This is a genomic window from Polaromonas sp. YR568, assembly GCF_900116715.1.
Taxonomy (GTDB): domain Bacteria; phylum Pseudomonadota; class Gammaproteobacteria; order Burkholderiales; family Burkholderiaceae_C; genus Polaromonas.
This window is the reverse complement of sequence record NZ_FPBM01000001.1, coordinates 886,439-910,248: the sequence shown is the minus strand read 5'-3', so window position 1 is coordinate 910,248 and position 23,810 is coordinate 886,439. Positions and strand designations below refer to the sequence as shown.

Sequence of the window (23,810 nt, the reverse complement as noted above, 5' to 3'; positions counted from 1 at the left end):
TCATACTGTATTTTTATGCGGTATAAATATTCATCAGTCAATTTGCAAGTGGCTTTCAGGGCGGCTCAATTTATTGGCAGTGGCTAGTAATATGGAGTAGTTTTTCTCTATACGTTCGTTATGTCGGGGAGGGGATTTGATGGCTACCTGTTTTGTGATTCAACCATTCGATTCGGGCAAGTTCGATAAACGTTTTCACGACATATACAAGCCTGCAATTGAAGCCGCAGGCTTGGAGGCGTATCGAGTCGATCAGGACCCCGGGGTGCAGATTCCAATCGACTCGATTGAGAAGGGGATTCGGCAAGCAGCTGTTTGTCTCGCAGACATTACTGCAGATAATCCCAATGTCTGGTACGAACTCGGTTTCGCATACGCTGCAGGCAAGCCAGTGGTGATGGTCTGTTCTGAGGAGAGAACCGGAAAGAAGTACCCATTCGACATTCAGCACAGGAGCATCATCCCGTACCTAGCAGATGCTCCGAGCGACTTTGACAAGCTTCGTGCGAGCCTCACAGCCAAGATTGCGGCGATCGTCAAGCAAGATGCAGTTTTGGAGAAAATTGCTGAGGAAAGTCCTGTCACGCCGGTGCACGGCCTGTCACCGCCCGAGGTCCTCGTCCTAGCTGTGATCGCTGGCGACGCTTATCTGCCGGATCAAGCGACAACCGTGAATAGCGCTAAGCGTGCAGCAGAACGAGCCGGCGTCACGAACATGGGCTTCAATCTCGCCGTCCGGAGGCTGTTGCAGAAAAAATTTATCCGGGAGAGTGAGCTCTTCAACGAGCACGATGGTGAGGCATACGCCGGGTTAGCGGTTGCAGATCTCGGATGGGGATGGATCGACGCGAACGAAGCTCAGTTTGTGCTAACCCGCCCTGAGAAAAAGGAAGGGGAGATCCCATTTTGAATATGAGGAACAACAGGTCGTTCGGGCTGACATCCTGTCGGCCGGCTTCGTCGGTCTGTTGTTCATCAGCCAGCTTCGATGTTAGATAGGGCAGGACCGAATGGCGAAGCACAAATTCATGGCAGCCGAGAAATTCGGCGTGTGGCATGCTTTCGATGGTCAGTGCTTCTGGTGTGGCAAACCAATTGCATATCCCCAGACGACCGTCGACCACGTAATTCCCGAATCTGTTGAGGATAAGCCTGGGCTTCTTGACGAAATTCGACGCACGTATGGACTCGGCCCAGAGTTCGAAATCAACAGCTTTCGAAATTGGGTTCCCTGTCACGGGAACTGCAACTCTTCAAAGGGAAAGAGGCTGTACGGGCCTTCCCCGGCGATGCTCGCACTCTTAGATATGGTTGGGCGCAGGTCAGATTCGGCAGCCAAGATAGCGCGACGAACTACCGAAGATCGAGAGAAGGGTCGAATTCTAGGAAAGCTGGAGTCCGCACTCGAGGCAAACGTCATCACACGCGAAGAGCTCGTTTCGCTGCTCGGTGACTTAGATCACCAGCCGTTGGTCCCTGGAGCCCAACCGGTCCTCGAGTTGCTTCGCGGCTGGACCGTCGTGCGTGGCGGTAATGGCATCGCGACGGTGACCGACGGCCGACGGGCGGGAATCGCGCCTACTGATCCGAATCCGCATCATTCTTGGCGGTGCCCGACGTGCGGCACGTATGGCCCTTGGAATGGGGTCGTATGTCTGTCTTGTGGGCAAATGAGCGAACCGTGGGATTAACAAAGTAAGCGCGAGCGCGGCACCTGTCTAATGGCAGTCGATACGGGCGTCCTCACGAGCGTGCGCGCATCTACGGTCCGCAGGTATTGCTACTCGGCATTCCGCCCTAACTTAGAGGCTACAGACCCTCGCAAGGGTTGCAGCAACGTCATGGGTGTAGAGACGCTTTTTCGCATTCAAGATTCCGTGTGCCTTTAAGGCGCCAGCCGTTCGCGCAACCAGCTCGCATCACCTTGCAAGGTATACCGCAACCGGTCATGCAAGCGGCTCTTGCGCCCCTGCCAGAACTGCCAGTTGTCGGGCTTCAGTCGGTAGCCGCCCCAGTGCGGCGGACGCGGGGGCTGCAGCAAAAACTTGGCGCCGTATTTGGCCGCATTGGCCACCAGCACGCTGCGCCCGGTGATCACTTCGCTTTGCGGGCTGGCCCAGGCGCCTATGCGTGAATCGAGTGGGCGGCTGTTGAAGTAGGCGTCGCTTTCTTCGTCGGATACTTTCTCGACCACACCTTCGATGCGCACCACGCGTTCAAGCTCCACCCAATGGAATTGCAGGGCCGCATACGGGTTGCCGGCCAGTTCCTGGCCTTTGCGGCTGTCGTAGTTGGTGAACCAGGTGATGCCGCGTTCGTCATAGCCCTTGATCAGCACGATGCGGGTGGAGGGGCGCAGGTTGCTGGCCACGGTGGCCAGTGTCATGGCGTTGGGTTCGGGCACTTCGGCTGCGATGGCTTCCTTGAGCCATTGGTCAAACTGTTTGAGCGGATCGGCTTGCGATGCGTCTTCGTTGAGTTCGGCGCGCTCGTAGCTTTTGCGCAGGTCTGCGATGGAGGAGGTGGGCTGGCTCATGCTTCCGATTGTGCCCGCATGGGCCATATCCCTGCCTGCGGCGGGTGCTGGTTGGGTGGCGTGAAGGGGTCAAGCTTGTTGCCGAATTAATATTCGTTTATATTCAAACGCTTCATGAAGCCCAAAGACGACGAAAAGCAGCGCGCCATTGCCGAGGCCACCTTCAACCTGGTGGCCCAGACCGGCCTGAGCGGGCTGACCATGGCCGACATCGCCCGCACCGCCGGCATCGCCACCAGCACGCTCTACGTCTATTACCCTTCCAAAGACGAGCTGATCAGCCAGCTCTATGAAGAGGCCAAGACCGCGACCGTGCAGCGCCTGATGGCGGGTGTCGAGCCCGGCGCCTCGCTGCGCAGCCGGGTGCGGCTGATCTGGGGCAACCTGCTGCGGCACCGGCTGGAGCGCTACGCTGAGGTGGTGTTCCAGGAGCAGTACTACAACTCCCAATGGTTCACGCAAGGCAACCGTGAGCTATCGACCCGGCTGGCCGCGGGCTTTCTGGCACTGATGGAAGAAGGCCAGAAGCAGGAAATCCTCAAACCCGTGCCCCTGCCTTTGCTGACGGCCAGCCTGGTGGGCTCGGTCCGTGAAACCGCCAACCTGATACGCACCCAGGTGCTGCCCGATGACGAGGCCGTGCACCAGGCGGCCTTTACCCTGTGCTGGGATGCCATCAAGGCCTGAATTTTTGAAACGCCCCTGAAAGGGCAATACCCCTGTTCTCGACAGCCCCAAGTTTTTACGGATACAACCCTGATTTAAGCGAATATAAATTCGACAAGTAGTTTTTCCCTGACCCTTCCCCTTGACCTTTCCCCACTCATAAAAACCGCAAGGAGTTCCACGATGCCCACCCTCAACATCAACGGCAAGGACACACCCGTCAACGCCGACGAATCCACCCCCATCCTCTGGGCCCTGCGTGACACGCTGGGCATGACAGGCACCAAGTTCGGCTGCGGCGCGGCGCTGTGCGGCGCGTGCACCGTGCATCTCAACGGCGCGGCCATACGCTCGTGCATCACGCCGATTTCTGCCGCCGCCGGCCAGAAGATCACCACCATCGAAGCCGTGGCCACCGACCGCGTCGGCAAGGCGGTTCAGGACGCCTGGGTCAAACACGACGTGGCGCAGTGTGGCTACTGTCAGAGCGGCCAGGTGATGAGCGCCACCGCCTTGCTCAAAACCAACACCAAACCCAGCGACGCCGACATCGACGGCGCCATGGCCGGCAACATCTGCCGCTGCGGCACCTATGTGCGCATCCGCGCTGCCATCAAAGACGCCGCCCTGGCACTGGCTTGAAGGAGAACACATCATGTATTCCAACTCCACAGACACCTTCGACATCGCTTCGCAGTTGCCAAAAGGCCTTCAAGCCCTGATGCAAAAAGCGCAGGCAGCTACCAAAACCATAGCGGACGCCGAACTGCCGCGCCGCAGCTTCCTCAAGGTCGCGACGGCCGGCGGCTTTGCACTCGGCGCTTTTCCGCTGCTCTCACAAGCCCAAACCACGGCGCCTGCCGGTGCGCCATCCGGCCTCAAGCCCACGCAGCAACCCTCGGCCTTCGTTCGCATTGACCGCGACGGCACGGTAACCGTCACCATCAACCGGCTCGAGTTCGGGCAGGGCGTGCAGACCGGGCTCCCCATGATCCTGGCGGAAGAGCTGGACGCAGACTGGGCGCTCGTCAAAAGCCAGCACGGCACGGCCGACCCGGCCTATGTGGACCCGGCTTTCGGCATGCACCTGACGGGCGGCTCGGGCTCGATCAAAAATTCCTACACGCAGTACCGCGAGCTGGGCGCACGCACCCGCGCCATGCTGGTCTCGGCGGCTGCGGCGCAATGGGGGGTCGACGCGGGCAGCCTGCGCACCCAGCAAGGCGTGGTGATCGGCCCCGGCGGCAAGCGACTGACGTATGGCGAGCTGGCTGAAGCGGCGATGAAACTGCCGGTGCCGGAGGCCGTCACGCTCAAGGACCCGAAACAGTTCCGCATCATCGGCCAGCCCACGGGGCGGCTTGACGCACGCGCCAAATCCACCGGCGGCCAAAGCTACGGCATCGACGTGCGCCTGCCCGGCATGCTGACGGCGGTGGTGGCGCATCCGCCGGTGTTTGCCGGCAAGGTCAAATCGCTGGACGATGCAGCAGCCCGCGCCGTGCCCGGCGTGAAAGCCGTGCTGCGTGTGCCGCTGGACCGCGGCGGCGAGGGCGTGGCGGTGGTGGCTGAGGGCTACTGGTCTGCCAAGCAGGGTCGCGACGCACTCAAGGTCGAGTGGGACACCAGCGGCGTCGAGAAGGTCGACAGCGCGCAGCAACTGGCCAGCTACCGCGCGCTGGCGCAGAAAACCGGCGCACTCAAATACAACGACGACATCAGCAAGCTGGCAACGGCGCCGAAAAAAATCAGCGCCGAGTTTGCCTTTCCTTACCTGGCCCATGCGCCCATGGAGCCGCTCAATTGCACCGTGCAGCTGAGCGGGCAGGGCGCGGATGCGAAGGCCGAACTCTGGCTGGGCACGCAGATGCCGGGGCTGGACACGCTGGCCGCCTCAAAAGCGCTGGGCGTGGCGCCGCAAAACGTCAAGATGAATGTGCAGATGGCTGGCGGCGGTTTTGGCCGCCGCGCGATCGGCACCAGCGAGTACGTGGTCGAAGCCTGCAACGTGGCTCGTGCCGCGCGCGGGGCGGGGCTCACGGCTGCGGTGCGCACGCTGTGGAGCCGTGAAGACGACATCAAGGGCGGCTACTACCGGCCCATGCATGTGCATCGCGCAGAGATCGGCTTCAATGCTGACGGCGAGATCCTCGCCTGGGACCACGTCATCGTCGGCCAGTCCATCCTGGGCGGCACGCCGTTTGAAAGCTTCCTGGTGAAAGACGGTGTGGACGGCACCATGGTCGAAGGCATGAAAGAGCCGTACGATATTCCGATGCGTCTTTCCGTGCATCACCCCAAAATCAATGTGCCGGTGCTCTGGTGGCGCAGCGTGGGCTCCACCCACACCGCCTATGTGATGGAAACGCTGATCGACGAGATTGCGCGCAGCACCGGGCAAGACCCGGTGGCCTACCGCATGAAGCAGTTCGGCAGCAAGCACCCGCGCCACGCAGCCGCGCTGCAACTGGCGGTCGATAAATCCGGCTACGGCAAACGCACCTTGGCCGCCGGCCGCGCATGGGGTGTGGCGGTGCATGAGTCCTTCAACACCGTGATTGCCTATGTGGTCGAAGCCTCCGTCAAAGACAGCACGCCGGTGCTGCACAGCATCACTGCGGGCGTACATTGCAACCTCGCCATCAACCCGACCAGTGTTGAAGCGCAGGTGCAGGGCGCGGCGCTGATGGGCTTGTCGATGTGCCTGCCGGGTGCGGCCATCACGCTCAAGGACGGCGTGGTCGAGCAAAGCAACTTCGGCGACTTCCCGGTGCCGCGCATCACCGACATGCCTACGGTGGCCGTGTTCATCGTGCCCAGCGCCGACGCGCCCACCGGCCTGGGCGAGCCCGGCCTGCCGCCGCTGGCCCCGGCCTTTGCGAATGCAATCGCCAAGCTCACCGGCAAGCCGGCGCCGCGCGAGCTGCCCTTCAAGCTGGCGTGATGGCAGGCGGCAAGCCCACAGTCCTTGTGCTGGCCTCTGGCCGGGGTGAGCGCTTTGCCGCATCGGGTGGCGGCACGCACAAGCTGCAGGCTTTGCTGGCCGGCAAGCCGGTGCTGCAGCACACGCTGGACGCCGTGGCTGCCAGCGGCTTGCCCTGGCATGTGGAAGATGCGGGCCATCCCGGCATGGGCGACTCCATCGCCGCTGCCGTGCGGGCCACGCCTGATGCTGCGGGCTGGTTGATCTTGCCGGGCGATTTGCCGCTGGTGCAGGCCGCTACGCTGCGGGCCGTGGCCCACGCGCTGGCGCAGCATGCCGTGGTGGTTCCAATGTTCAAGGGCGCGCGCGGGCATCCGGTCGGGTTTTCGGCCGCGTGCCGCGACGCGCTGCTGGATCTAAAAGGAAATCAGGGCGCAGCGCCCGTGGTGCGGGCGCAAGCCGCTATTAATTCGGTAGCGTACGTGGATGTGACCGATGAAGGCATCGTCACCGACATCGACACGCTGGACGACCTGCGGCGCGCTGAAGCGTTGCTTAAGCGCGCGCAATAACGGCGCAGGCCAGCCTGGGCCCGGCGTTGCCGGTGGGCTGGGTTTTGTAGTCGTCGGGGTCGCGGTGAACAATCAGCCCCTTGCCCACGATGTCGGTCGCGCCGCTGCCGACCGTGATGGTGCTTGATTCAAAGCTGAACTTCGCATTGCCGCTGGCGTCGGCCTTCAGGCTGGGCAAATCGCCGGTGTGATGGGCCATGTCGGCGTGGCTGCCGTGCGGCTGGCCGGTGGGGTTGAAATGCCCGCCGGCGCTCATGCCGTCGCCGCTGGAGCAGTCGCCTTTTTCATGCACATGAAAGCCGTGCTCCGCGCCGGGCTTGAGGCCGCGTATCTCGCCCGAGACCAGCACCTTGCCGCCGCTTTGCACAAAGCTGACAGTACCGCTGGCGGTGTTGCCGGTGGTGCTTTGCAATTGGGCTACCGCGCGCGGGCCGCTGGGGGTGGATGCGCAGGCGCCGAGCACAAGGGCTACAAGGGCTGCCGTAATCGGGGCCAGAAGGTGGTTCATGGTGCAGTCTCCTGATGTTTTGTAGAGGTCTGAGAAAGAAGGCCCACTGTAGGCTGCACGCCCCCTGCTGGCAAGGTGGAGAGAGAAAGATATGTAAGCGGTGAATGCGTTTCAGCGGCTGACCAGCGCCAGCAGCTTGCCCAGCGCCTGGTCGTGAATGCCCAGCGTGCGCAGCTTGTCGTAGGTGAGTTGCGCATACTCACGCGTGGTGCCGTAGCGCCCGCAGGAGTCTGAAAAAATCTGCCGGTAAACGTCTTCGCTCAGCACACCAGTGTGGCTGGGGCTGCGTTTTGAGAGCGTGAAGGCGAGGGCTCGCACGTCACCCTCGGCGGTCTGGCATTGCAGCCACTTGGGGTCGTAGACGCCGTTGGGCATTTCCCGCTCCCACAGTGCCGGCAAGGCGCTGGCAACTTGCGCCCGGGGGATGCGAAACACCATGCCCTTGCAGCTGCCGCCATGCAGCAAGCCAAAGACGAGGCCTGGGCATTCCGGCGTGCCGCGGTTCAGGCGGCTCCACATCTTCAGTGCGCGGTGATAGCCGTGGATGGTGGCAAAGCGTTCCTCGGCGTGTTCAAACTCGGGCCGCCAGATGAGCGAGGCGTAGGCAAAGATCCAGAGGTCGCTTTTGCCGCCCCACTCGCGGATGACGGTCTCCAGCATGTGCGCCGGGTTGCGCGAAACGCTCGCGCCGGGGCCGGCGAGTTGTTTGGCTGTTTTTTCCACAGCCGCACTTTACAATGCGCAGAGTTTTTGTGACGGGAGTCGGGCAATGTTTTCTCAGGACGATGATGGCCAGCAAGGCCTGGTGTTGGCGATTGTTTTCGGCCTGATCGCCTTTGTGCTGGCGCTGGTCATTGGCATCAGCCTGCACCGGCTTCACAAGGGCCAGCCACCCGCCACGCCGGCAGCGACCGGAGCTGCAGCAGCCGCAGCAGCGCCTGCGCCCGTCTCCTCGGCGGCAGCATCCGCCGTCAGCCCGGCGGTCACGCCCCCGGCCAGCCAACCCTCGCAAGCCGCCACAGACGCCGCCACCGTGACGGTGGAGCAGGGCGTGGTGCGCTTCTACTTCGAATCCGGCAAAGCCGACCTGGCAGCCGGCGCCGCCAACGCCCTGGTCGATGTGGTGAAAGCCGCCAAGGCCGGCCGCACGGTGGTCATCTCGGGCTTTCATGACGCCACCGGTGACGCGGCCAAAAACGCAGCGCTGGCCAAGCAGCGTGCCGTCGCCGTGCGTGACGCACTGAAGGCGGCCGGCGTTGCCGAGCGGCAGATCGAGCTGAAAAAACCCGAGCAACTGGCCGGCGGGGGCAGCAACGCCGAAGCACGGCGCGTGGAAATCACGCTGCAGTAAAAAAGCGCGGCCCGCGGCCAGGCAAGTAGCGCCGCGCTGACAGGTGGAGAGGCGTCCCGCCGACGCCGGCTGCGCGGCGCCGCCCTGAAACTGATTTACGGAATCGTGCCGGGCAAGTTTAGTAACCGCCCTGTAACCACAAGCGCGTGAAAAGAGCCGGTAACCCGTTACCATAGAGTCAGTAATAAAGTTACATCAAACATCAATTGAACGTCAGGCTCGCGGTTTGCAACCCAGCCGCGCCAGCGATGCCAATCTGTAGCCAGACCGACAGCCACCAGACCTAAAGCTCCACCATGGCCCTCCATTCCAAAGTTTCAGACATCACGGCCCGCATTGCCGAGCGCAGCGGCCCGTCGCGCAGCGCCTACCTCGCCCATCTGCATGCCGCTTCGGCGCGTGAGCCGGGCCTGGACCGCATGGGTTGCGCCAACGTGGCCCATGCCTTTGCCGGCATGCCGCTGGACGACCGCTTCAAGGTCGTGACTGAGCGCAAGCCCAACATCGGCATCGTCACCGCCTATAACGACATGCTGTCGGCCCACACGCCGCTGCAGGCCTACCCGGCTTTCATTAAAGACGAAGCCCGCAAACTGGGCGCCACGGCGCAGGTGGCCGGCGGTGTGCCTGCGATGTGTGATGGCGTGACGCAAGGCACCAGCGGTATGGAGCTCAGCCTCTTCAGCCGCGACGTGATTGCCATGGGCACAGCCATCGCGCTGTCGCACGACATGTTTGACGCCGCGCTGATGCTGGGCGTGTGCGACAAGATCGTGCCGGGCCTGCTGATAGGCGCGCTGCAGTTCGGGCATCTGCCCACCGTGTTTGTGCCCGCCGGGCCCATGCCCTCGGGCATCCCGAACAAGGAAAAAGCCCTGGTGCGCGAGCAGGCCGCGCAGGGTTTGGTCGGCCGCGATGCCTTGCTCGAGTCCGAGTTCAAGTCCTATCACAGCCCCGGCACCTGCACCTTCTACGGCACGGCCAACAGCAACCAGTTGCTGCTTGAAGCCATGGGCCTGCATGTGCCCGGCACGGCGTTTGTGAACCCGGGCAATGCGCTGCGTGAAGAACTCACGCGCGAGGCGGCGCGCACGGTGCTGGGCATCATCAAGGCCAAACGCTTTGCACCCATAGGTCAGATCGTCGACGAGAAGGCCATCGTCAATGCCATGGTGGCCTTGCTCGCCACGGGCGGCTCCACCAACCACCTGATCCACTGGGTGGCGGTGGCACATTCGGCCGGCATCGTGATCGACTGGAATGATTTTTCCGATCTCTCCGATGTGGTGCCGACGCTGGCCCATGTTTACCCCAACGGCAGCGCCGACGTGAACCAGTTCCAGGCCGCGGGCGGCCCGGGTTTCATCATTCGCGAGCTGCTCGACGCGGGCTTTATGCATGAAGACGTGCTCACGGTGCGCGAAGGCGGCATTCGTGAATACACGCGTGAGCCCGCACTGGCCGGCGCGGCGCTGGCCTGGCATGAGCTGGGCGTCTCCAAAGACGAAGCCATCGTGCGTACGCCCGCCAAACCTTTCAGCGCCACGGGCGGTCTCAAGCTGCTGCAGGGCAATCTGGGCCGCAGCGTGATCAAGGTCTCGGCTGTGCCCGATGACCGCCATCTCATCGAGGCGCCCGCGCGGGTGTTTGATTCGCAAGAGGCCTTGCACATTGCCTTCAGCGCCGGCGAGCTGAACCGCGACGTGGTGTGCGTGGTGCGCTGGCAGGGCCCGCAAGCCAACGGCATGCCCGAGCTGCACAAGCTCACGCCGCCGCTGGCGGTGTTGCAGGGCAAGGGCTTTAAAGTGGCGTTGGTGACTGACGGCCGCATGAGCGGCGCCTCGGGCAAGGTGCCGGCCGCCATCCATGTCTCGCCCGAAGCCGCAGCAGGCGGCCCGCTGGCGAAGGTGCGCGACGGCGACGTGATTCGTGTGGACGCCGTCACTGGGGAATTGAACGTGCTGGTGGCTGAGGCTGAATGGGCCGCGCGGCCGGTGGACACCATGCCTGCCGATTTGCGTGCCGCCAACGGCATCGGCATGGGCCGTGAATTGTTTGCCGGTATGCGCCGCCACGCGCTGACGGCTGAAGAAGGAGCTTTATCGTGGATGTAAATTTGAATGTCAGCGGCAAGCTGACGGCCCTGCAGGTGATGCAGGATGCGCCGGTGATTCCCGTCATCGTACTGAGCGACGTGAAACAGGCGGTGCAGTTGGCGCGCGCGCTGGTGGCTGGCGGCATTCGTATGCTTGAGGTCACACTGCGCACGCCGCAGGCGCTGGCCTGTATCGAGGCGATTGCGCGTGACGTGCCCGAGGCCGTGACCGGCGCAGGCACAGTGCGCAGCGCCGCCGACGCCCAGGCCTGCGCCATGGCCGGTGCACGCTTTGCGGTGAGCCCGGGCTACACCCACGCGGTGGGCCAGGCTTGCCGCGATGCCGGTTTGCCGCTGCTGCCCGGCGTGGCTACAGGCAGCGAAATCATGATGGCGCAGGAAGACGGCCTGACCGAGCTGAAATTTTTCCCGGCGATGCAGGCGGGCGGCCCGGCCATGCTCAAGGCCTGGGGCGGCCCGTTTGGCGATGTGCGGTTTTGCCCCACGGGCGGCGTGTCTACTGCCAACGCAGCGGAGTTTTTAAGCCTGCCCAATGTGGTGTGCGTGGGCGGCTCGTGGCTCACGCCTTCCGACGCGGTGGCGCGTGGTGACTGGGCTCAAATCACGGCGCTGGCACAGCAGGCCAGTCAGCTTGCGCGCAAGGCGGCTTAACGCAAGCCCGCGCCGCCAGCGCCTTCGTCGCGCTGTATCAACTCAATCTTGTAGCCGTCCGGGTCCGTCACAAAAGCGATCACCGTGGTGCCGCCCTTCACCGGGCCGGCTTCACGCGTCACGTTGCCGCCCGCCGCCTTGATCTTGTCGCAGGCCGCATAGGCGTCTGGCACGCCCAGCGCGACATGGCCGAAAGCCGTGCCCATGTCGTAGCTTTCGGTGCCCCAGTTGTAGGTCAGCTCGATCTCGGCCTGCGCCGGATTGCCTTCATAGCCGACGAAGGCCAGGCTGTATTTGTACTCGGGGTTTTCCGAGGTGCGCAGCAGCTTCATGCCGAGCACCTGGGTATAAAAATCAATGGAGCGCTGGAGATTGCCAACGCGCAGCATGGTGTGTAGGAGTCGCATGGGCGGATTATCGTGCGGGTGGGAAAAGTCTGCAGGCAGTTGTTGCCTGGAAACAGCGCCTACGGCCAGGGTCGATCCTTGACGGCTTGCGCATGTATCTGAGACAGGTTGGCAAGAAACTCCTTGTCGTCCATGGGCATCCACCAAAAATTGATCTTGCCCTCATTGCCCGTCACCGACGAGAGCACAATCAAATCCACCAGTGCGGTACCCACCGTCGCACCAAACACCGTCCGGCCTAGAGGCGCCCCGGTCAGGTTGGGATTCGCGGATACCGCGTCCGCTATGGTGTTCGGGGCATTGTTGTTGCCCGACAGACCCAGCGCCTTTGCTCCGTTCATGTTCTCGGGCGCAGGGGTGGGCAAAGCCAGCTCAGTCAGTTCGTCGACAGATGGATAAGCCTTCTCAACGTAGAAGTAAAGCTTGGGGCTAGCCTGCCTGTTCTTGGGCATCCAAAAGCCGCCGATCATGAGTGCATAGCGTTTGACGGATGTTTTTCCTTCCAGTCCTCTCACCACCACTGAGCGATTTTCACCGCGGTAAAAAACGCCGTTCTCGTCTTCGCGCTCCGGCTTGTACACGCCCGCCAGCAGTCCTGCACCGACCGGCCACGCCGCAGGCTTGAACGGGTAGGTGTAGTGGGATGCCAATGTGACGGCCTCGGTTCGGCTCGAAACAGGGATCGAGTCCGCTTTGTAAGGCTGGGCAATGACTGGATGAGCAATAGATGCGATGCCAACAGCGAGACCGATGAGCAGCTTTTTCATCAACCTGTCCTGAAATTGAATAGCAGACTGATTCCCGCCAACAGCGCGCAACATGTGCAGTCAGCGGTTCACAAGGCGGCAAGGTTTGAGTGCAAATCCATGGATTCTGCATCAGCAGACTTTACTTGGACGGGCGTTGCAGGCTACTTCTGCGCCGGCACCTCAAACACCAGGCAAGTCGTTGTTGCATGCGCATACAGCTTGCCGTCGGGGCCGACGATGCGGCCTTCGGCGGTGGCCAGCTGGCGGCCGCAGTGAATGACGGTGCCGATGGCGCGCAGCGGCCCGGTCTTGTGAGACGCGGCGCGCACGATGTTGATGCTGAGCTCTGCCGTGGTGTAGGCGCGGCCCACCGGCATCATGGTGTGCACGGCGCAGCCTACGGCCGAGTCGAGCAGCGTGGCGTACCAGCCGCCGTGCACCGTGCCCAGCGGGTTGTAGTGCTTGAGCTGGGGCGTGCCCTGGAAGGTGGCCTTGCCGGGCTCGACCTCGATCAAGGCGAAATCCAGCGTTTCGGCAATGTGGGGGTAGGGCAGTTCGCCCGCCAGCATGGCCTGCATGACTTCCATGCCTGTCTTGTTGGCCACGTCTTGCGGCCGTGCCAGGCCGGGCCTGCCGCCGCCGTCCGTCATGCGGGCGCGCACTGCGGCGCTTTGTTCCATCCATTGAGTCAATGTGTCTTGTAGGGTCATGGCGTTCAAATATAGTTGTAGATACAATAATTGTAGGTACAATTAAATTATGCCAGATAAAACACCGCCCCCCAAAAAGACCAGTGCCGCCAGCGAAACGGCCGCGCTGGCCGAGCTCAAGACGCGCGGCTGCACCAACGTGCGGCTGCGCCAGCTGGTGCGCCGTGTCGACCAGCACTACGACCTCGAAATGGCCAAGGCGGGCCTCAAGACCACCCAGTATTCGCTGCTGACCTATGTCCTGCGCTCCGGCCCGCTGCGGCCGGGTGAGCTCGCGCAGGGCCTCAAGCTCACCGCGTCGACGCTGTCGCGCAACCTCAAGCCGCTGGTCGATGCGGGTTGGCTCGAACTCTCGGCCGGCACCGACGCGCGCAGCCGCCTTGTCAGCCTGACCGATGCGGGCAAAGACAAGCGCGAGGAGGCGCGCCATCACTGGCGCGCCGCGCAGGACGCGCTCAACGTGCAACTGGGCGCGTCACGCGTGCTGGCACTGCACAACATGATTGAAGAGGCCATGGGCATTCTTTCGCCCGAGGAGCTTCCGGCCGGCGACATCTGAGTTTCTCCACCTCTCGTTACCCGACACCAAAACCCCATAACAACACCTCACAAGGATTTTCATGTTCGCCTCACAACTTTCCGCCTGGCTGCAGCGGCGCGGCATTCACTACGGCTGGGTCATCGCAGCGGTCACCTTTTTGACCATGCTGACGATGTCGGCCGCGCTGGGCCTGCCCGGCGCCATCCTGCAACCGCTGAGCCAGGAGTTCGGCTGGTCCAATGAGCAGATTTCGTCCGCCCTGGCTTTGCGTTTTGCGCTGTTCGGCCTCATGGGGCCGTTCGCGGCCGTGTTGATGGAGCGCTACGGCCTGCGCGCCGTGATGTTCACCGGCCTGGCGATGGTGGGCCTGGGCATGGCGCTGGCGACGCAGGCGACACAGCTCTGGCACCTTTTCATCCTCTGGGGCGTGGTGCTGGGCCTGGGCACCGGCATGACAGCGCTGGTGCTGGGCGCCGTCGTCGCGAACCGCTGGTTCACCGCGCGGCGCGGCCTGGTGATTGGCGTGCTCACGGCAAGCTCGGCGACAGGCCAACTGGCCTTCCTGCCGCTGGCGGCCTGGATCATCGAACATGCGGGATGGCGCTATGCGGTCATCCCGCTCTTCATAGGCTGCCTGCTGATTGCCGTGCTGGCGCTGTGCCTGGTGCGCAACCGGCCTTCGGACATCGGCCTGGCGCCCTTAGGTGAAACCTTTGTGCCGGGCACCGTGACTCCGCCGCCGCCGGTGATGAACTTCCGCACGCCCTTCACCGCGCTGCGTGAAGCCTCAGGCAACAAGACCTTCTGGATCCTGGCGGGTACCTTTTTCATCTGCGGCCTGAGTACCAATGGCCTGGTGCAGACGCACTTCATCTCGCTGTGCGGCGACTACGGCATGACGGCAGTGCCGGCCGCATCGGTGCTCGCGATGATGGGCGCTTTCGACTTCTTCGGCACGATTCTTTCGGGCTGGCTGTCGGATCGTTATGACAACCGCAAGCTGCTGTTCTGGTACTACGGCCTGCGCGGGCTCTCACTGTTCTGGCTGCCGCATTCGGTCTTCTCGCTCTATGGCCTGTCGCTGTTCGCGGTGTTTTACGGGCTGGACTGGATCGCCACCGTGCCGCCCACCGTCAAGCTCGCGGGCGCGACCTTCGGCAAAGAAAAGGTCGGTCTGGTGTTCGGCTGGATTTTCGCGGCGCACCAGATAGGCGCGGCGACCGCGGCCTACGGCGCGGGCCTCACCCGCACCGTGCTGCTGACCTACACGCCGGCGCTGTATGCGGCAGGCGGCGCCTGCCTGGTCGCAGCCATCATCATCATGGCGATTCGCAAACCGCAGCCGGCTGTGGCCACGGCGCCACTGCGCGCCGGCACATGAGCACGCTGGACGGCCGCACGCGCCTGCTGCTTGAGGCGCCCATAGGCCGCACCTTGCTGCGCCTGGCCGCGCCCAATGTGCTGGTCATGGTGGCGCAGGCATCTGTCGGCCTCATCGAAACCTACTTCGTCGGCAAGCTCGGCACCGATGCCCTGGCCGGCATGGCGCTGGTGTTTCCTGTGGTGATGCTGATGCAGATGACATCGGCCGGCGCCATGGGCGGCGGCATTGCGTCGTCGGTGGCGCGCGCCCTGGGTGCGGGGCGGCGTGATGATGCGAACGCTTTGGTACTGCACGCTGCGGTGATTGCGTTGGGCTTTGGCCTGGTCTTTTCACTGGCGCTGCTGCTTGGCGGCCGCTGGCTTTACAGCCAGATGGGCGGCAGCGGCGCTTCGCTGGAAGCCGCTCTGAGTTATTCGCACTGGGTGTTTGCCGGCGCCGTGCTGGTGTGGCTCTTCAATTCGCTGGCGGCCGTGATTCGCGGCACAGGCAATATGTCGGTGCCGGCCAATGTGACGGTGGCGGGTGTGGTGTTGCTGGTGCCGCTGTCGCCCTTGTTGATCTTCGGCTGGGGCCCGGTGCCGGCGCTGGGCATCGCCGGCGGCGCCATTGCGCTGCTGCTGTATTACCTGGCCGGCACGCTGGCGCTGGCCGCTTACCTGTGGTCGGAGAGCAGCCTGCTCAAGCCTTCGCTGGCGACTGTGAAACTGCGCTGGCCTTTGTTCCGCGACATTCTGCGCATTGGTCTGGTGGGCTCCATCTCTACCGTGGCCACCAATTTGTCCATCGGTGTGGCCACCTCGCTGGCCGGTGGCTTTGGGCCTGCCGCCATTGCGGGCTATGGCACGGCTTCGCGGCTGGAGTACTTGCTGGTGCCGCTGGTGTTTGGCCTGGGTGCGCCGCTGGTCGCGATGGTCGGCACCTGCATGGGTGCGGGCCTGCATGAGCGGGCCCTCAAGGCGACCTGGATAGGCGCTGGTATGGCCTTTGCCATGACCGAGGCCATCGGGCTGGCGGCTGCGGTGTTTCCGCGGGCGTGGCTCTCGCTGTTTGGCACCGACCCCGCCATGCTGGAGGCTGGCACCTTGTACCTGCGTGCCGTCGGGCCGCTGTATGGTTTCTTCGGCGTCGGCCTGGTGCTTTACTTTGCCTCGCAAGGGGCAGGGCGCTTGTTGTGGCCGGTGGCTGCCAACATCGCGCGGCTGGTGGTGGCGGCTGTGGGCGGGTGGCTCGTGATCCGCTGGGGCGGCGGGCTGGCGCAGGTGTTTATGGCGCAGGGTGCGGCGCTGGTGGTCTATGGTGTGGTGATTGCTGCGGCCATTGCCGGCGGCGCATGGTTTGGCCGCGTCGGATGGCCTTGCAGCACGGCGACGCTGCTGCGGCGTATCAGGCCCGCCTGAACAAAACAGTGAAAGGTGAAAAGCATGAGTACAAGTTCCGAAGCCGCTACTGCGCTGCGCTACCTCGACGACCTGAAACCTGGTGACCGCTTTGTCAGCGGCGAACACGCACTCGACGAGGCGCAGATCACCTCGTTTGCCGGGCAGTTTGACCCACAGCCCTTTCACCTGAGCGATGAAGCTGCCAAATCCACCCTGTTTGGCGGCCTGGCCGCCAGCGGCTGGCACACGGCGGCCCTCACGATGCGGCTGCTGGTGGGCGGCGGCCTGCCGCTGGCCGGCGGCATCATTGGCGCGGGCGGCGAAATCAGCTGGCCCAAGCCCACGCGACCCGGCAATGTGCTGCATGTCGAAAGCGAAGTGGTGAGCGTGACGCCCTCCGCCTCGCGGCCCGACCGGGGCCGGGTGGTGGTGCGCAGCCAGACGATCAACCAGCATGGCGACGTGCTGCAGCAGTCGCTTTACAACCTGGTGGTTCCGCGCCGGACTCCTTGAGGATTGACTGGGGCGATTTCCCGGCTTCCCGGTTGCGCTGGTGTACTGGTGTGACAGAATCGATGCAGGTAGCTAACTTGCGGGATACATCAGATGCTTATCAATTGTGTGGTCTACCAAAACGGCACCAAGCTCGCCGACATCCCGGTCACCGAGATCAGCGACTACATCTGCCGCCCCGATGCTTTTGTCTGGGTGGCGCTGCAAGACGCCACGCCGGAAGAGCTCGAGGAAATGCGGGAAGAGTTCGGCCTGCATGAGCTGGCGGTTGAAGATGCCCGGCACGGCCACCAGCGGCCCAAGATCGAGGAGTACGGTTCTTCGCTGTTTTCGGTGTTGCACCTGATTGAGACTTCTACCGAGAAACCGGGCGAGCTCCACGTCGGCGAGGTCGATGTGTTCACCGGCAAAAACTATGTGCTCTCGGTGCGCAACCGCAGCAACAAAGGCTTTCTGGGTGTGCGTGAACGCTGCGAGCAGGAGCCCGAACTGCTGCGCCATGGCTCGGGTTTTGTGCTGTATGCCTTGATGGACGCGGTGGTCGACCGTTACTTTCCCATCCTTGACGATCTTGAGACCGAGCTGGAACTGATCGAGAAAGAAATCTTCACACCGGGCGCTGCCCGCAAGAACATCGAGCGGCTCTACGAGCTCAAGGGCAGCGTGATGGTACTCAAGCATGCGGTGGCGCCCCTGCTTGAAGGCGCCAGCAAACTGTATGGTGGCCGGGTGCCGCAGATCTGCAGCGGCGTGCAGGACTACTTCCGCGATGTGGTCGACCATTTGTCGCGCATCAATGCGCTGATCGAAAACATGCGCGACACCATAGGAACCGCCATCCAGGTGAACCTGGCGATGGTGACGATTGAAGAAAGTGAAGTGACCAAAAAGCTCGCCGCCTGGGCCAGTATCTTTGCGGTCTGCACGGCGTTTGCCGGCATATGGGGTATGAACTTCGAAGCCATGCCCGAACTGAAATGGCGCTACGGCTACCTGATGGCCATCAGCATGATTGTGGTGGCATGCTCGCTGCTGTACTGGCGCTTCAGGCGCGCCAAGTGGTTGTAGAAATCAGGATACGCGCGGCGGGGTAAAAGCCTTGCGCGCCGCAAGCGCCGCTTTGCGGCTCGCACACCCTTCGATGTGATCATTAACCAGGCCCATGGCCTGCATAAAGGCATACATCGTGGTCGGGCCCACAAACGTCCAGCCACGTTTTTTCAGGTCTTTGGAGAGCGCGATGGAGGCCGGCGAAGTCGGCATGGCTTTCACGGCCTCATGCGTGATGCGCGCAGGCCGGGTCTTGGCCTCGGGCTCCAGCCGCCAGACAAACGCACCCAGTGAGCCGAATTCTTTGCGCAGCTCGATCACGCGCTGTGCATTGTTGATGGTCGAAGCGATCTTTCCCGCATGCCGAACGATGCCGGCGTCGTTAACCAGTCGCTTGACGTCGCGTGCGCCAAAGCGGGCTACCTGTTCGGCATCGAAATTGGCGAACGCGCTTCGAAAGGATTCGCGTTTATTCAAAATGGTCAGCCAGCTCAGGCCGGCCTGAAAGCCTTCCAGGCAGATCTTCTCGAACAGCCGGCGCTCATCGTCCACCGGAAAGCCCCATTCGCTGTCGTGGTAATGGCGGTAGAACGGCGTTGCCTGGCACCAGGCGCAGCGCGTGGTGTGACTGTCGTCGGTGAAAAGGCCTGCAGCCGGTGAGGCTGCGACTTTGGCGGATTTGAGCAGGCTGGCGGTGGACATGGGCAATTCTAGGCAGATGTGTTTGCCGGTGTGCGGACGGGAGGATTCATGATTGGGCGGCCGGCGGTATCATGAAGCACGACCTTCCCCTCGACCTGCAACTTCGGAAAAACACACCATGTCCATCCAGCTCTGGCTTGCTTTTGTCGCGGCAACCGCCGTCCTGCTCATCATTCCGGGCCCCACCATTCTGACGGTCATCAGCTATTCGATGGCGCATGGCAAGCGGGCCAATATTCCGCTGGTCGCTGCCGTGGCCTTGGGTGATTCGACGGCGCTGGTGGTGTCGCTGTTCGGCCTGGGTGCCTTGCTGGCTGCATCGGCCTTCTGGTTTACGGTGGTCAAGTGGGCGGGCGGTTTGTACCTGCTGTACCTGGGCATCAAGCTGTTGCGGGCCGGCATTTCGCCCATGCACGCTGCGGTGCCTGATGCGCCGGGCTCCTTGTGGAAGCTGTTCGGCAATACCTATCTGGTCACCGCGCTCAACCCCAAGGGCATTGTCTTTTTTGTAGCCTTCCTGCCTCAATTCATCAACCCGGCCGCCGATGTGACGCGGCAGCTGTGGGTGCTGGCGGTGACTTTTGTAGTGATGGCCAGCCTGAACGCGACGCTGTATGCCGTGTTTGCCGCATCAGCGCGCGCGCTGCTGGCTTCACCGCGCGCCCAGCGGCGTTTTAACTTTGCGGGCGGCTCATTGCTGTCTGCAGCCGGTGTCTGGGCCTTGCTGGCCAAGCGCCCGGTCTGAGCCGGGCTCTCAGGCCAGCATCTCATCGATGAGGGCCTGGTCGGCGTCGTGAATCCAGCATTCCGAGAGTTTGCCGTCCCTGACGGTGTAGCGCAGCAGGCGTTCCAACTGGATCGCGCGGCCTTGGTGCTGAAACTCTTCCACCGCTACGATCAGGCCAAATACCTCGCCCGCCAGCACGTCGCGGATGGCGATCAGTTTTCGGTCGGTTTTCTGCTTCACCTGCTTGAGAACCGCCAGGCATGCGGGCTTGCCGCGATGCGTGCCTGACAACGGGTTGTTGCCGGCATAGTGAAACACCACCTCATCGTGATAGCTGTCGATGATGCCCTTGAGATCGTTGGCGGCCCAGGCCTCGGCGTAGCGCTTGACCACTCGGTAGATGTCTTCGTTTGTGCTGGCGCTCATGTCACGCAGGATTTTTTGGGGGCGCAGAAAGGGCCTTCTGCATGACTGCCGCGCCCTGGGTCATCATCCCGTCGATGTAGTCTCCCAGTGCATCAGGCAGCACGTCGGTGATCCAGACAACGCGGGTACGCCCTTCGCCTTCGGCAAACAGCTGCGCTGACGCGAGATGGTGGCTGGCCTTGCCGCCGACCACGGTGTAGCTGAGGCGGTGCGCGGCTTCATGAATGCCCATCAGCACTTCATGCGCGACAAAGCCGTTGGCGAAGGTGACGGTGCGGCTGCCTTCGCCAGGTTTGCAGTCAACAACAAAGCCCGGCGCCAGGCGCTGGTGCACGGCGTTGAAATCGCGCAGTGCATCCCAGGCGCTCTCCAGGCTGGCCTCGACGGTGAATTCCTTGTAGATCGTGGTCATGGTGCCTCCAGTGCGGCACCGGTGTGGCGCCTTGCCACAGCAGTTTGCCCCTCAAACCGGGCAAAGTCTGGCCTGATTAGGCGCCGCTTTAAACCGGGACGGTGTAATTCAGCGTCATGCGCCCGCCATCCACCACCACGATCTCACCGGTGATGTAGCTGGCCGCATCGCTGGCCAGGTAGGCCACCGTGTCGGCGATCTCGGAAGGCTCGCCCAGGCGCTTCATGGGAGTGCGGCTCATGATCTTGGCTTTGGCTTCATCGCTGGTGAGCACGGCCTTGGCGGCCAGCTCGGTGGCGATGGTGCCGGGCGCCACCGCATTGACGCGTACGCCCTGGCCGGCCAAAGACAGCGCCATCACGCGCGTGAGCTGGTTGATGCCGCCCTTGCTGACGTTGTAGCTGGCAATCGTCGGGATGGCGAGCACGCCGTTGACCGAACTCATGTTGACGATGCTGCCCTTGCCGGCGGCAGCCATCACGCGCGCCACGGCCTGCCCAACCATGAACGAGCCCTTGAGATTGATGCGCAGCACGGCGTCGAAATCGGCTTCGGTGACTTCCAGAAATTCGGCGGCCTTGAAGATGCCGGCATTGTTGACCAGCACGTCGATGCGGCCATGTGCTGCCACCGCCTGCGCCACCAGCGCATCGACCTGGGTTTTGTCGCCCACATCGCAATGCACGTAAAGAGCGCTCAGCTCGGCGGCCAGTGCGTTGCCGCGGGCGTCGTCAATGTCGGCAATCACGACCTTGGCGCCTTCGCGCGCAAAGCGGCGCACGCAGGCTTCGCCTATGCCCTGGGCGCCGCCGGTGACGATGCAGACGCGGCCGGCCAGGCCAAACGAGACCTGTGCTGATTCCTGAGGTGAAATCGTGCTCATGCCCTGATCGTACCAGCGTAAGTAGCTATAAATTTCATAGCGCTGTCGGCTACCTCGGCGGCGGTCATGCCGGGTTTGTAGAGGGCTGAACCGATGCCGAAGCCGCTGGCGCCCGCCACACGGTAGGCGCCCATGTTGTCGGGTGTGACGCCGCCGACCGGCATCACCACGGTGTCCGCCGGCAGCACGGCGCGCAGGGCCTTCACCACGGCCGGTGTGATCATTTCGGCCGGGAAAATCTTCAGGCCGGTGGCGCCTGCTTCCAGCGCGCCAAAGGCTTCGCTGGCCGTCATCACGCCGGGCAGGCAGACCATGCCGAGGCGGGCGGCTTCGCGCACCACCGTCGGGTTGAAGTTGGGCGACACGATGAGCTGGCCGCCGGCGGCTTGCACGTTGCGCACGTCTTCGGGTGTCAGCACCGTGCCCGCGCCTATCAGGGCTCGCGGGTAGGCGTTGGCCATGGCGGCGATGCTGTCCAGCGGCTGCGGCGAGTTCAAGGGGATTTCAATCAGCGTCCAGCCTGTGGAGACAAGCGCCTGGCCGACGGGCAGTGCTTCGGCGGGTGTGAGCCCGCGCAAGATGGCCACCAGGGGGAGGGTGGTGAGGGCCTGGGAGAATTTTTCGTGTGCGTTCATGGTGTGGAGTTCGTTGAGGTGCGCGAGCTCAGCTCAGGGTATCGGCAATGGCGCGCAGCCCGCGCCAGGTGGCGCCCGCGCCCACGCGCTGGACCGGCACGCCGAGCTGGGCCAACGCCTGCTCGTAGCGGGCCGTGAGGGCTTCGGCGCCCATCACCACCACGGGCTCGCCGCGCGGCAAGGTCTGGGATTTGAGTTCTTCGCCGATGACCAGGCCCGACAGGTAGCTGGGCAGGGCGCTCGCCGCCATGCGGTTGAATAGCGACAGGGTGCGGGTGCTGAAGGCGGTGTTCAACAAGCCGGGGCCGGCCAGCGCGTGGGCCACGCCCTGGTCAAAGGCAGCGGCGTCGTGCGCCGGGTCGGCTTCGGGCATCATGCGCGCCAGCAGTGAGTGCTGGCGCAGCAGCGCATAAAACTCGCCGGTCATCCAGGTTGAAAAATCCGTCACCTTGCGATCGGATACCGTGACCCATTTGCTGTGGGTGCCGGGCAGCACCAGGCGGGCGTTGTCCAGACCCAGCAACTGCAAGGCGCCAAAGATCTGCGTTTCTTCGCCGCGCATCACGTCGGGCACGCCGCTGCGTTCAATGCTAAGGCCGGGCACGATGGCGATGCGGCCCGCCTCCACCCACTCCAGTTGGGCGGCAATGGCATCAAAGCCGGCGGGGCAAGCGCAATAAGGGGCTTCGCGCCAGCCTTGCTTGCTGCCGGCCATGCCCGAAATCAGGCACAGCGTGCCGGGCGTCATCCAGTCGCCAAAACAGGCTTCGAAGGTTTCGGGAAATCCGCCGGTGGGCACCGTGAGGATGCCGCGTGCAAAAGAGCGTTCTTCCAGCGCTTTCCCGTCGCTATCCAGCAATGCGCCTCGCAGCGAGGATGTTCCCCAGTCAACGGCAACAATGCGACTCACACCCACACCCACACTCACAACAAAGCCCTGACCTGCTCGGGGCGCGGCAGCGGCGCCACGGCGCCATAGCCTTGCACGGTGAGCGCGGCGGCCGCGTTGGCATAGCGCGTGGCGTCAAACACCGTGTCGCCCTGCGCGATGCGCGCCAGCAGGTTGCCGCAAAAACAGTCACCGGCGCCGGTGGCGTCGACCAGCTTGACGCGGTGCACCGGCACGCGTTCGCGCCGCGTGCCGTCGCTCACCAGCGCGCCGTCGCCGCCAAGCTTCAGCACCACGGTTTTGGCGCCCAGGGTGTGGCCCCAGTCGACCACTCCATCGGGGTCTGTCATGCCGTTGAGGGTAGTGATGTCTTCCAGGCTGGGCAAAAAGATATCGCACAGCGAAACCGCGTGGCGGGTGCAGGCCAGGGCCCGGTCCAGTGGCCAGAGCTTGAGCCGCAGGTTGGAGTCAAACGACACCAGCGTGCCTGACTCTTTGGCCAGCTTCATCGCGGCAAAGGCCGTGTCGCAGGCGCTGGCGGAGATAGCCAGCGAGATGCCCGATACGTGCAAAACCTTGGCCTGGCGGACTGCATCGGCCGCACCGGCTTGCAGCCAGGCCGGTGTCATGCGGCTGGCGGCCGACCCTGCACGCAGGTAGCTGAATTCATGCCCGTTTTTGCCGTGCGTGACAAAGTAAAGGCCGGTGCTGGCTTCGGCGTCTTGCTGCACCGCAGAGGTAGAGACATTTTCAGCGGCCCACAAGGCCATCAGCGACTGGCCGAAGGTGTCGCCACCCAGGCGTGTCAGGTAGGCGGTGCTGGCGCCCGCGCGGGCGGCGGCAATCACGGCATTGCTGGTGTCGCCGCCAAAACCTTGCAGGTAATTGGGTTGGCCGGCCTGGGTCTGGTTGAACTCCACCATGGCTTCGCCGAGCGCGACGACATCGAATTTTCTGGCTTGCATTGGGTTTCCTGGCTGCTTCGGGCGTCCCGGCGTGGGCCTTTCCGAAAGAGGAAAACCAGGGAAAACACGCCGCGCCTCAAACCCTCAATGGTACCCCCGCTGCTGCGGGGCTTGG

27 protein-coding genes are annotated in these 23,810 nt (G+C 63.3%); 14 read left to right on the top strand and 13 right to left on the bottom strand.

Features of this window, described 5'->3' with window-relative positions; translation table 11 throughout:
• Window positions 1-139 precede the first annotated feature (139 nt).
• On the top strand, window positions 140-910 hold the full coding sequence (locus BM408_RS04430) for a TIR domain-containing protein (RefSeq protein WP_092127159.1): 771 nt from the start codon (window positions 140-142) through the stop codon (window positions 908-910).
• Between the two features lie 975 nt (window positions 911-1,885).
• Here the strand turns inward: BM408_RS04430 and pdxH are convergent.
• Window positions 1,886-2,536, bottom strand: coding sequence for a pyridoxamine 5'-phosphate oxidase (gene pdxH / locus BM408_RS04425; RefSeq protein ID WP_092127404.1), 651 nt, complete (start codon window positions 2,534-2,536; stop codon window positions 1,886-1,888).
• Between the two features lie 114 nt (window positions 2,537-2,650).
• Here pdxH and BM408_RS04420 point away from each other — a divergent pair, with 114 nt between their 5' ends.
• The 4 genes from BM408_RS04420 to BM408_RS04405 all read left to right on the top strand — a co-directional run bounded on the left by BM408_RS04420 (window position 2,651) and on the right by BM408_RS04405 (window position 6,697).
• A complete protein-coding gene (locus BM408_RS04420) occupies window positions 2,651-3,223 on the top strand; it encodes a TetR/AcrR family transcriptional regulator (RefSeq protein WP_092127158.1) in 573 nt (190 codons plus the stop codon).
• 162 nt (window positions 3,224-3,385) lie between these two features.
• Window positions 3,386-3,844 carry a (2Fe-2S)-binding protein gene (locus BM408_RS04415; protein ID WP_092127157.1) on the top strand — a complete coding sequence of 153 codons (459 nt, stop codon included), beginning with the start codon at window positions 3,386-3,388 and terminating at the stop codon, window positions 3,842-3,844.
• Between the two features lie 13 nt (window positions 3,845-3,857).
• Window positions 3,858-6,146 (top strand): xanthine dehydrogenase family protein molybdopterin-binding subunit, encoded by a 2,289-nt coding sequence (locus tag BM408_RS04410; protein WP_092127156.1) that lies wholly within the window; start codon window positions 3,858-3,860, stop codon window positions 6,144-6,146.
• Window positions 6,146-6,697 (top strand): nucleotidyltransferase family protein, encoded by a 552-nt coding sequence (locus BM408_RS04405; protein ID WP_092127155.1) that lies wholly within the window; start codon window positions 6,146-6,148, stop codon window positions 6,695-6,697. The genes BM408_RS04410 and BM408_RS04405 overlap by 1 nt, the downstream gene beginning before the upstream one ends.
• Here BM408_RS04405 and BM408_RS04400 read toward each other — a convergent pair.
• Entirely contained in the window at window positions 6,681-7,205 is a 525-nt protein-coding gene (locus BM408_RS04400) for a superoxide dismutase family protein (RefSeq protein WP_092127154.1), read from the bottom strand. The genes BM408_RS04405 and BM408_RS04400 overlap by 17 nt on opposite strands.
• A gap of 111 nt (window positions 7,206-7,316) precedes the next feature.
• Window positions 7,317-7,865 carry a gamma-glutamylcyclotransferase gene (locus tag BM408_RS04395; protein WP_092127403.1) on the bottom strand — a complete coding sequence of 183 codons (549 nt, stop codon included), beginning with the start codon at window positions 7,863-7,865 and terminating at the stop codon, window positions 7,317-7,319.
• Window positions 7,866-7,974: 109 nt separating this feature from the next.
• Here BM408_RS04395 and BM408_RS04390 point away from each other — a divergent pair, with 109 nt between their 5' ends.
• The 3 genes from BM408_RS04390 (at window position 7,975) to eda (ending at window position 11,323) form a co-directional block, all read left to right on the top strand.
• Complete coding sequence (locus BM408_RS04390; protein WP_092127153.1) at window positions 7,975-8,556, top strand: OmpA family protein; 582 nt, start codon at window positions 7,975-7,977, stop codon at window positions 8,554-8,556.
• A gap of 296 nt (window positions 8,557-8,852) precedes the next feature.
• Complete coding sequence (edd, locus tag BM408_RS04385) at window positions 8,853-10,670, top strand: phosphogluconate dehydratase (protein WP_092127152.1); 1,818 nt, start codon at window positions 8,853-8,855, stop codon at window positions 10,668-10,670.
• Window positions 10,661-11,323 (top strand): bifunctional 4-hydroxy-2-oxoglutarate aldolase/2-dehydro-3-deoxy-phosphogluconate aldolase, encoded by a 663-nt coding sequence (gene eda / locus BM408_RS04380; protein WP_256375245.1) that lies wholly within the window; start codon window positions 10,661-10,663, stop codon window positions 11,321-11,323. Before edd ends, eda begins: the two co-directional genes overlap by 10 nt.
• Here eda and gloA read toward each other — a convergent pair.
• The 3 genes from gloA to BM408_RS04365 form a co-directional block, all read right to left on the bottom strand.
• Window positions 11,320-11,730, bottom strand: a complete 411-nt coding sequence (gloA, locus tag BM408_RS04375; protein WP_092127151.1) for a lactoylglutathione lyase — start codon at window positions 11,728-11,730, stop codon at window positions 11,320-11,322. The genes eda and gloA overlap by 4 nt on opposite strands.
• Before the next feature lie 59 nt (window positions 11,731-11,789).
• The gene (locus tag BM408_RS04370) at window positions 11,790-12,497 is read right to left on the bottom strand and encodes a hypothetical protein (protein WP_092127150.1); all 708 of its coding nucleotides are present in this window, start codon (window positions 12,495-12,497) and stop codon (window positions 11,790-11,792) included.
• Between the two features lie 143 nt (window positions 12,498-12,640).
• Window positions 12,641-13,189, bottom strand: a complete 549-nt coding sequence (locus BM408_RS04365) for a PaaI family thioesterase (RefSeq protein ID WP_092127399.1) — start codon at window positions 13,187-13,189, stop codon at window positions 12,641-12,643.
• A 49-nt stretch (window positions 13,190-13,238) separates the two neighbouring features.
• Between BM408_RS04365 and BM408_RS04360 the strand changes: the two genes are divergently transcribed.
• From BM408_RS04360 to BM408_RS04340, 5 genes are all read left to right on the top strand, one after another.
• Window positions 13,239-13,748, top strand: a complete 510-nt coding sequence (locus tag BM408_RS04360; protein ID WP_092127149.1) for a MarR family winged helix-turn-helix transcriptional regulator — start codon at window positions 13,239-13,241, stop codon at window positions 13,746-13,748.
• Window positions 13,749-13,809: 61 nt separating this feature from the next.
• Window positions 13,810-15,111: an MFS transporter gene (locus tag BM408_RS04355; protein WP_092127148.1), complete on the top strand. Its 1,302-nt coding sequence runs from the start codon at window positions 13,810-13,812 to the stop codon at window positions 15,109-15,111.
• A complete protein-coding gene (locus BM408_RS04350) occupies window positions 15,108-16,511 on the top strand; it encodes an MATE family efflux transporter (RefSeq protein WP_092127147.1) in 1,404 nt (467 codons plus the stop codon). The genes BM408_RS04355 and BM408_RS04350 overlap by 4 nt, the downstream gene beginning before the upstream one ends.
• Before the next feature lie 24 nt (window positions 16,512-16,535).
• The gene (locus BM408_RS04345) at window positions 16,536-17,006 is read left to right on the top strand and encodes a MaoC family dehydratase (RefSeq protein ID WP_092127146.1); all 471 of its coding nucleotides are present in this window, start codon (window positions 16,536-16,538) and stop codon (window positions 17,004-17,006) included.
• 93 nt (window positions 17,007-17,099) lie between these two features.
• Window positions 17,100-18,074, top strand: coding sequence for a magnesium and cobalt transport protein CorA (locus tag BM408_RS04340; protein WP_092127145.1), 975 nt, complete (start codon window positions 17,100-17,102; stop codon window positions 18,072-18,074).
• 3 nt (window positions 18,075-18,077) lie between these two features.
• Here the strand turns inward: BM408_RS04340 and BM408_RS04335 are convergent, their stop codons facing one another.
• The gene (locus BM408_RS04335; protein ID WP_092127144.1) at window positions 18,078-18,758 is read right to left on the bottom strand and encodes a DNA-3-methyladenine glycosylase I; all 681 of its coding nucleotides are present in this window, start codon (window positions 18,756-18,758) and stop codon (window positions 18,078-18,080) included.
• Window positions 18,759-18,876: 118 nt separating this feature from the next.
• Here BM408_RS04335 and BM408_RS04330 point away from each other — a divergent pair, with 118 nt between their 5' ends.
• Complete coding sequence (locus tag BM408_RS04330) at window positions 18,877-19,503, top strand: LysE family translocator (protein WP_092127143.1); 627 nt, start codon at window positions 18,877-18,879, stop codon at window positions 19,501-19,503.
• 9 nt (window positions 19,504-19,512) lie between these two features.
• Here BM408_RS04330 and BM408_RS04325 read toward each other — a convergent pair whose 3' ends face one another.
• The 6 genes from BM408_RS04325 to BM408_RS04300 form a co-directional block, all read right to left on the bottom strand.
• The gene (locus tag BM408_RS04325; RefSeq protein WP_092127142.1) at window positions 19,513-19,911 is read right to left on the bottom strand and encodes a nuclear transport factor 2 family protein; all 399 of its coding nucleotides are present in this window, start codon (window positions 19,909-19,911) and stop codon (window positions 19,513-19,515) included.
• A gap of 1 nt (window position 19,912) precedes the next feature.
• Window positions 19,913-20,323: an SRPBCC family protein gene (locus BM408_RS04320; RefSeq protein ID WP_092127141.1), complete on the bottom strand. Its 411-nt coding sequence runs from the start codon at window positions 20,321-20,323 to the stop codon at window positions 19,913-19,915.
• A gap of 88 nt (window positions 20,324-20,411) precedes the next feature.
• Window positions 20,412-21,206 carry an SDR family NAD(P)-dependent oxidoreductase gene (locus BM408_RS04315; protein WP_092127140.1) on the bottom strand — a complete coding sequence of 265 codons (795 nt, stop codon included), beginning with the start codon at window positions 21,204-21,206 and terminating at the stop codon, window positions 20,412-20,414.
• Window positions 21,203-21,841, bottom strand: coding sequence for a 2-dehydro-3-deoxy-6-phosphogalactonate aldolase (locus BM408_RS04310; RefSeq protein ID WP_092127139.1), 639 nt, complete (start codon window positions 21,839-21,841; stop codon window positions 21,203-21,205). Before BM408_RS04310 ends, BM408_RS04315 begins: the two co-directional genes overlap by 4 nt.
• A 28-nt stretch (window positions 21,842-21,869) precedes the next feature.
• Entirely contained in the window at window positions 21,870-22,751 is an 882-nt protein-coding gene (locus tag BM408_RS04305) for a 2-dehydro-3-deoxygalactonokinase (RefSeq protein ID WP_092127397.1), read from the bottom strand.
• Between the two features lie 14 nt (window positions 22,752-22,765).
• Window positions 22,766-23,695, bottom strand: coding sequence for a sugar kinase (locus tag BM408_RS04300; RefSeq protein WP_092127138.1), 930 nt, complete (start codon window positions 23,693-23,695; stop codon window positions 22,766-22,768).
• Window positions 23,696-23,810 lie beyond the last annotated feature (115 nt).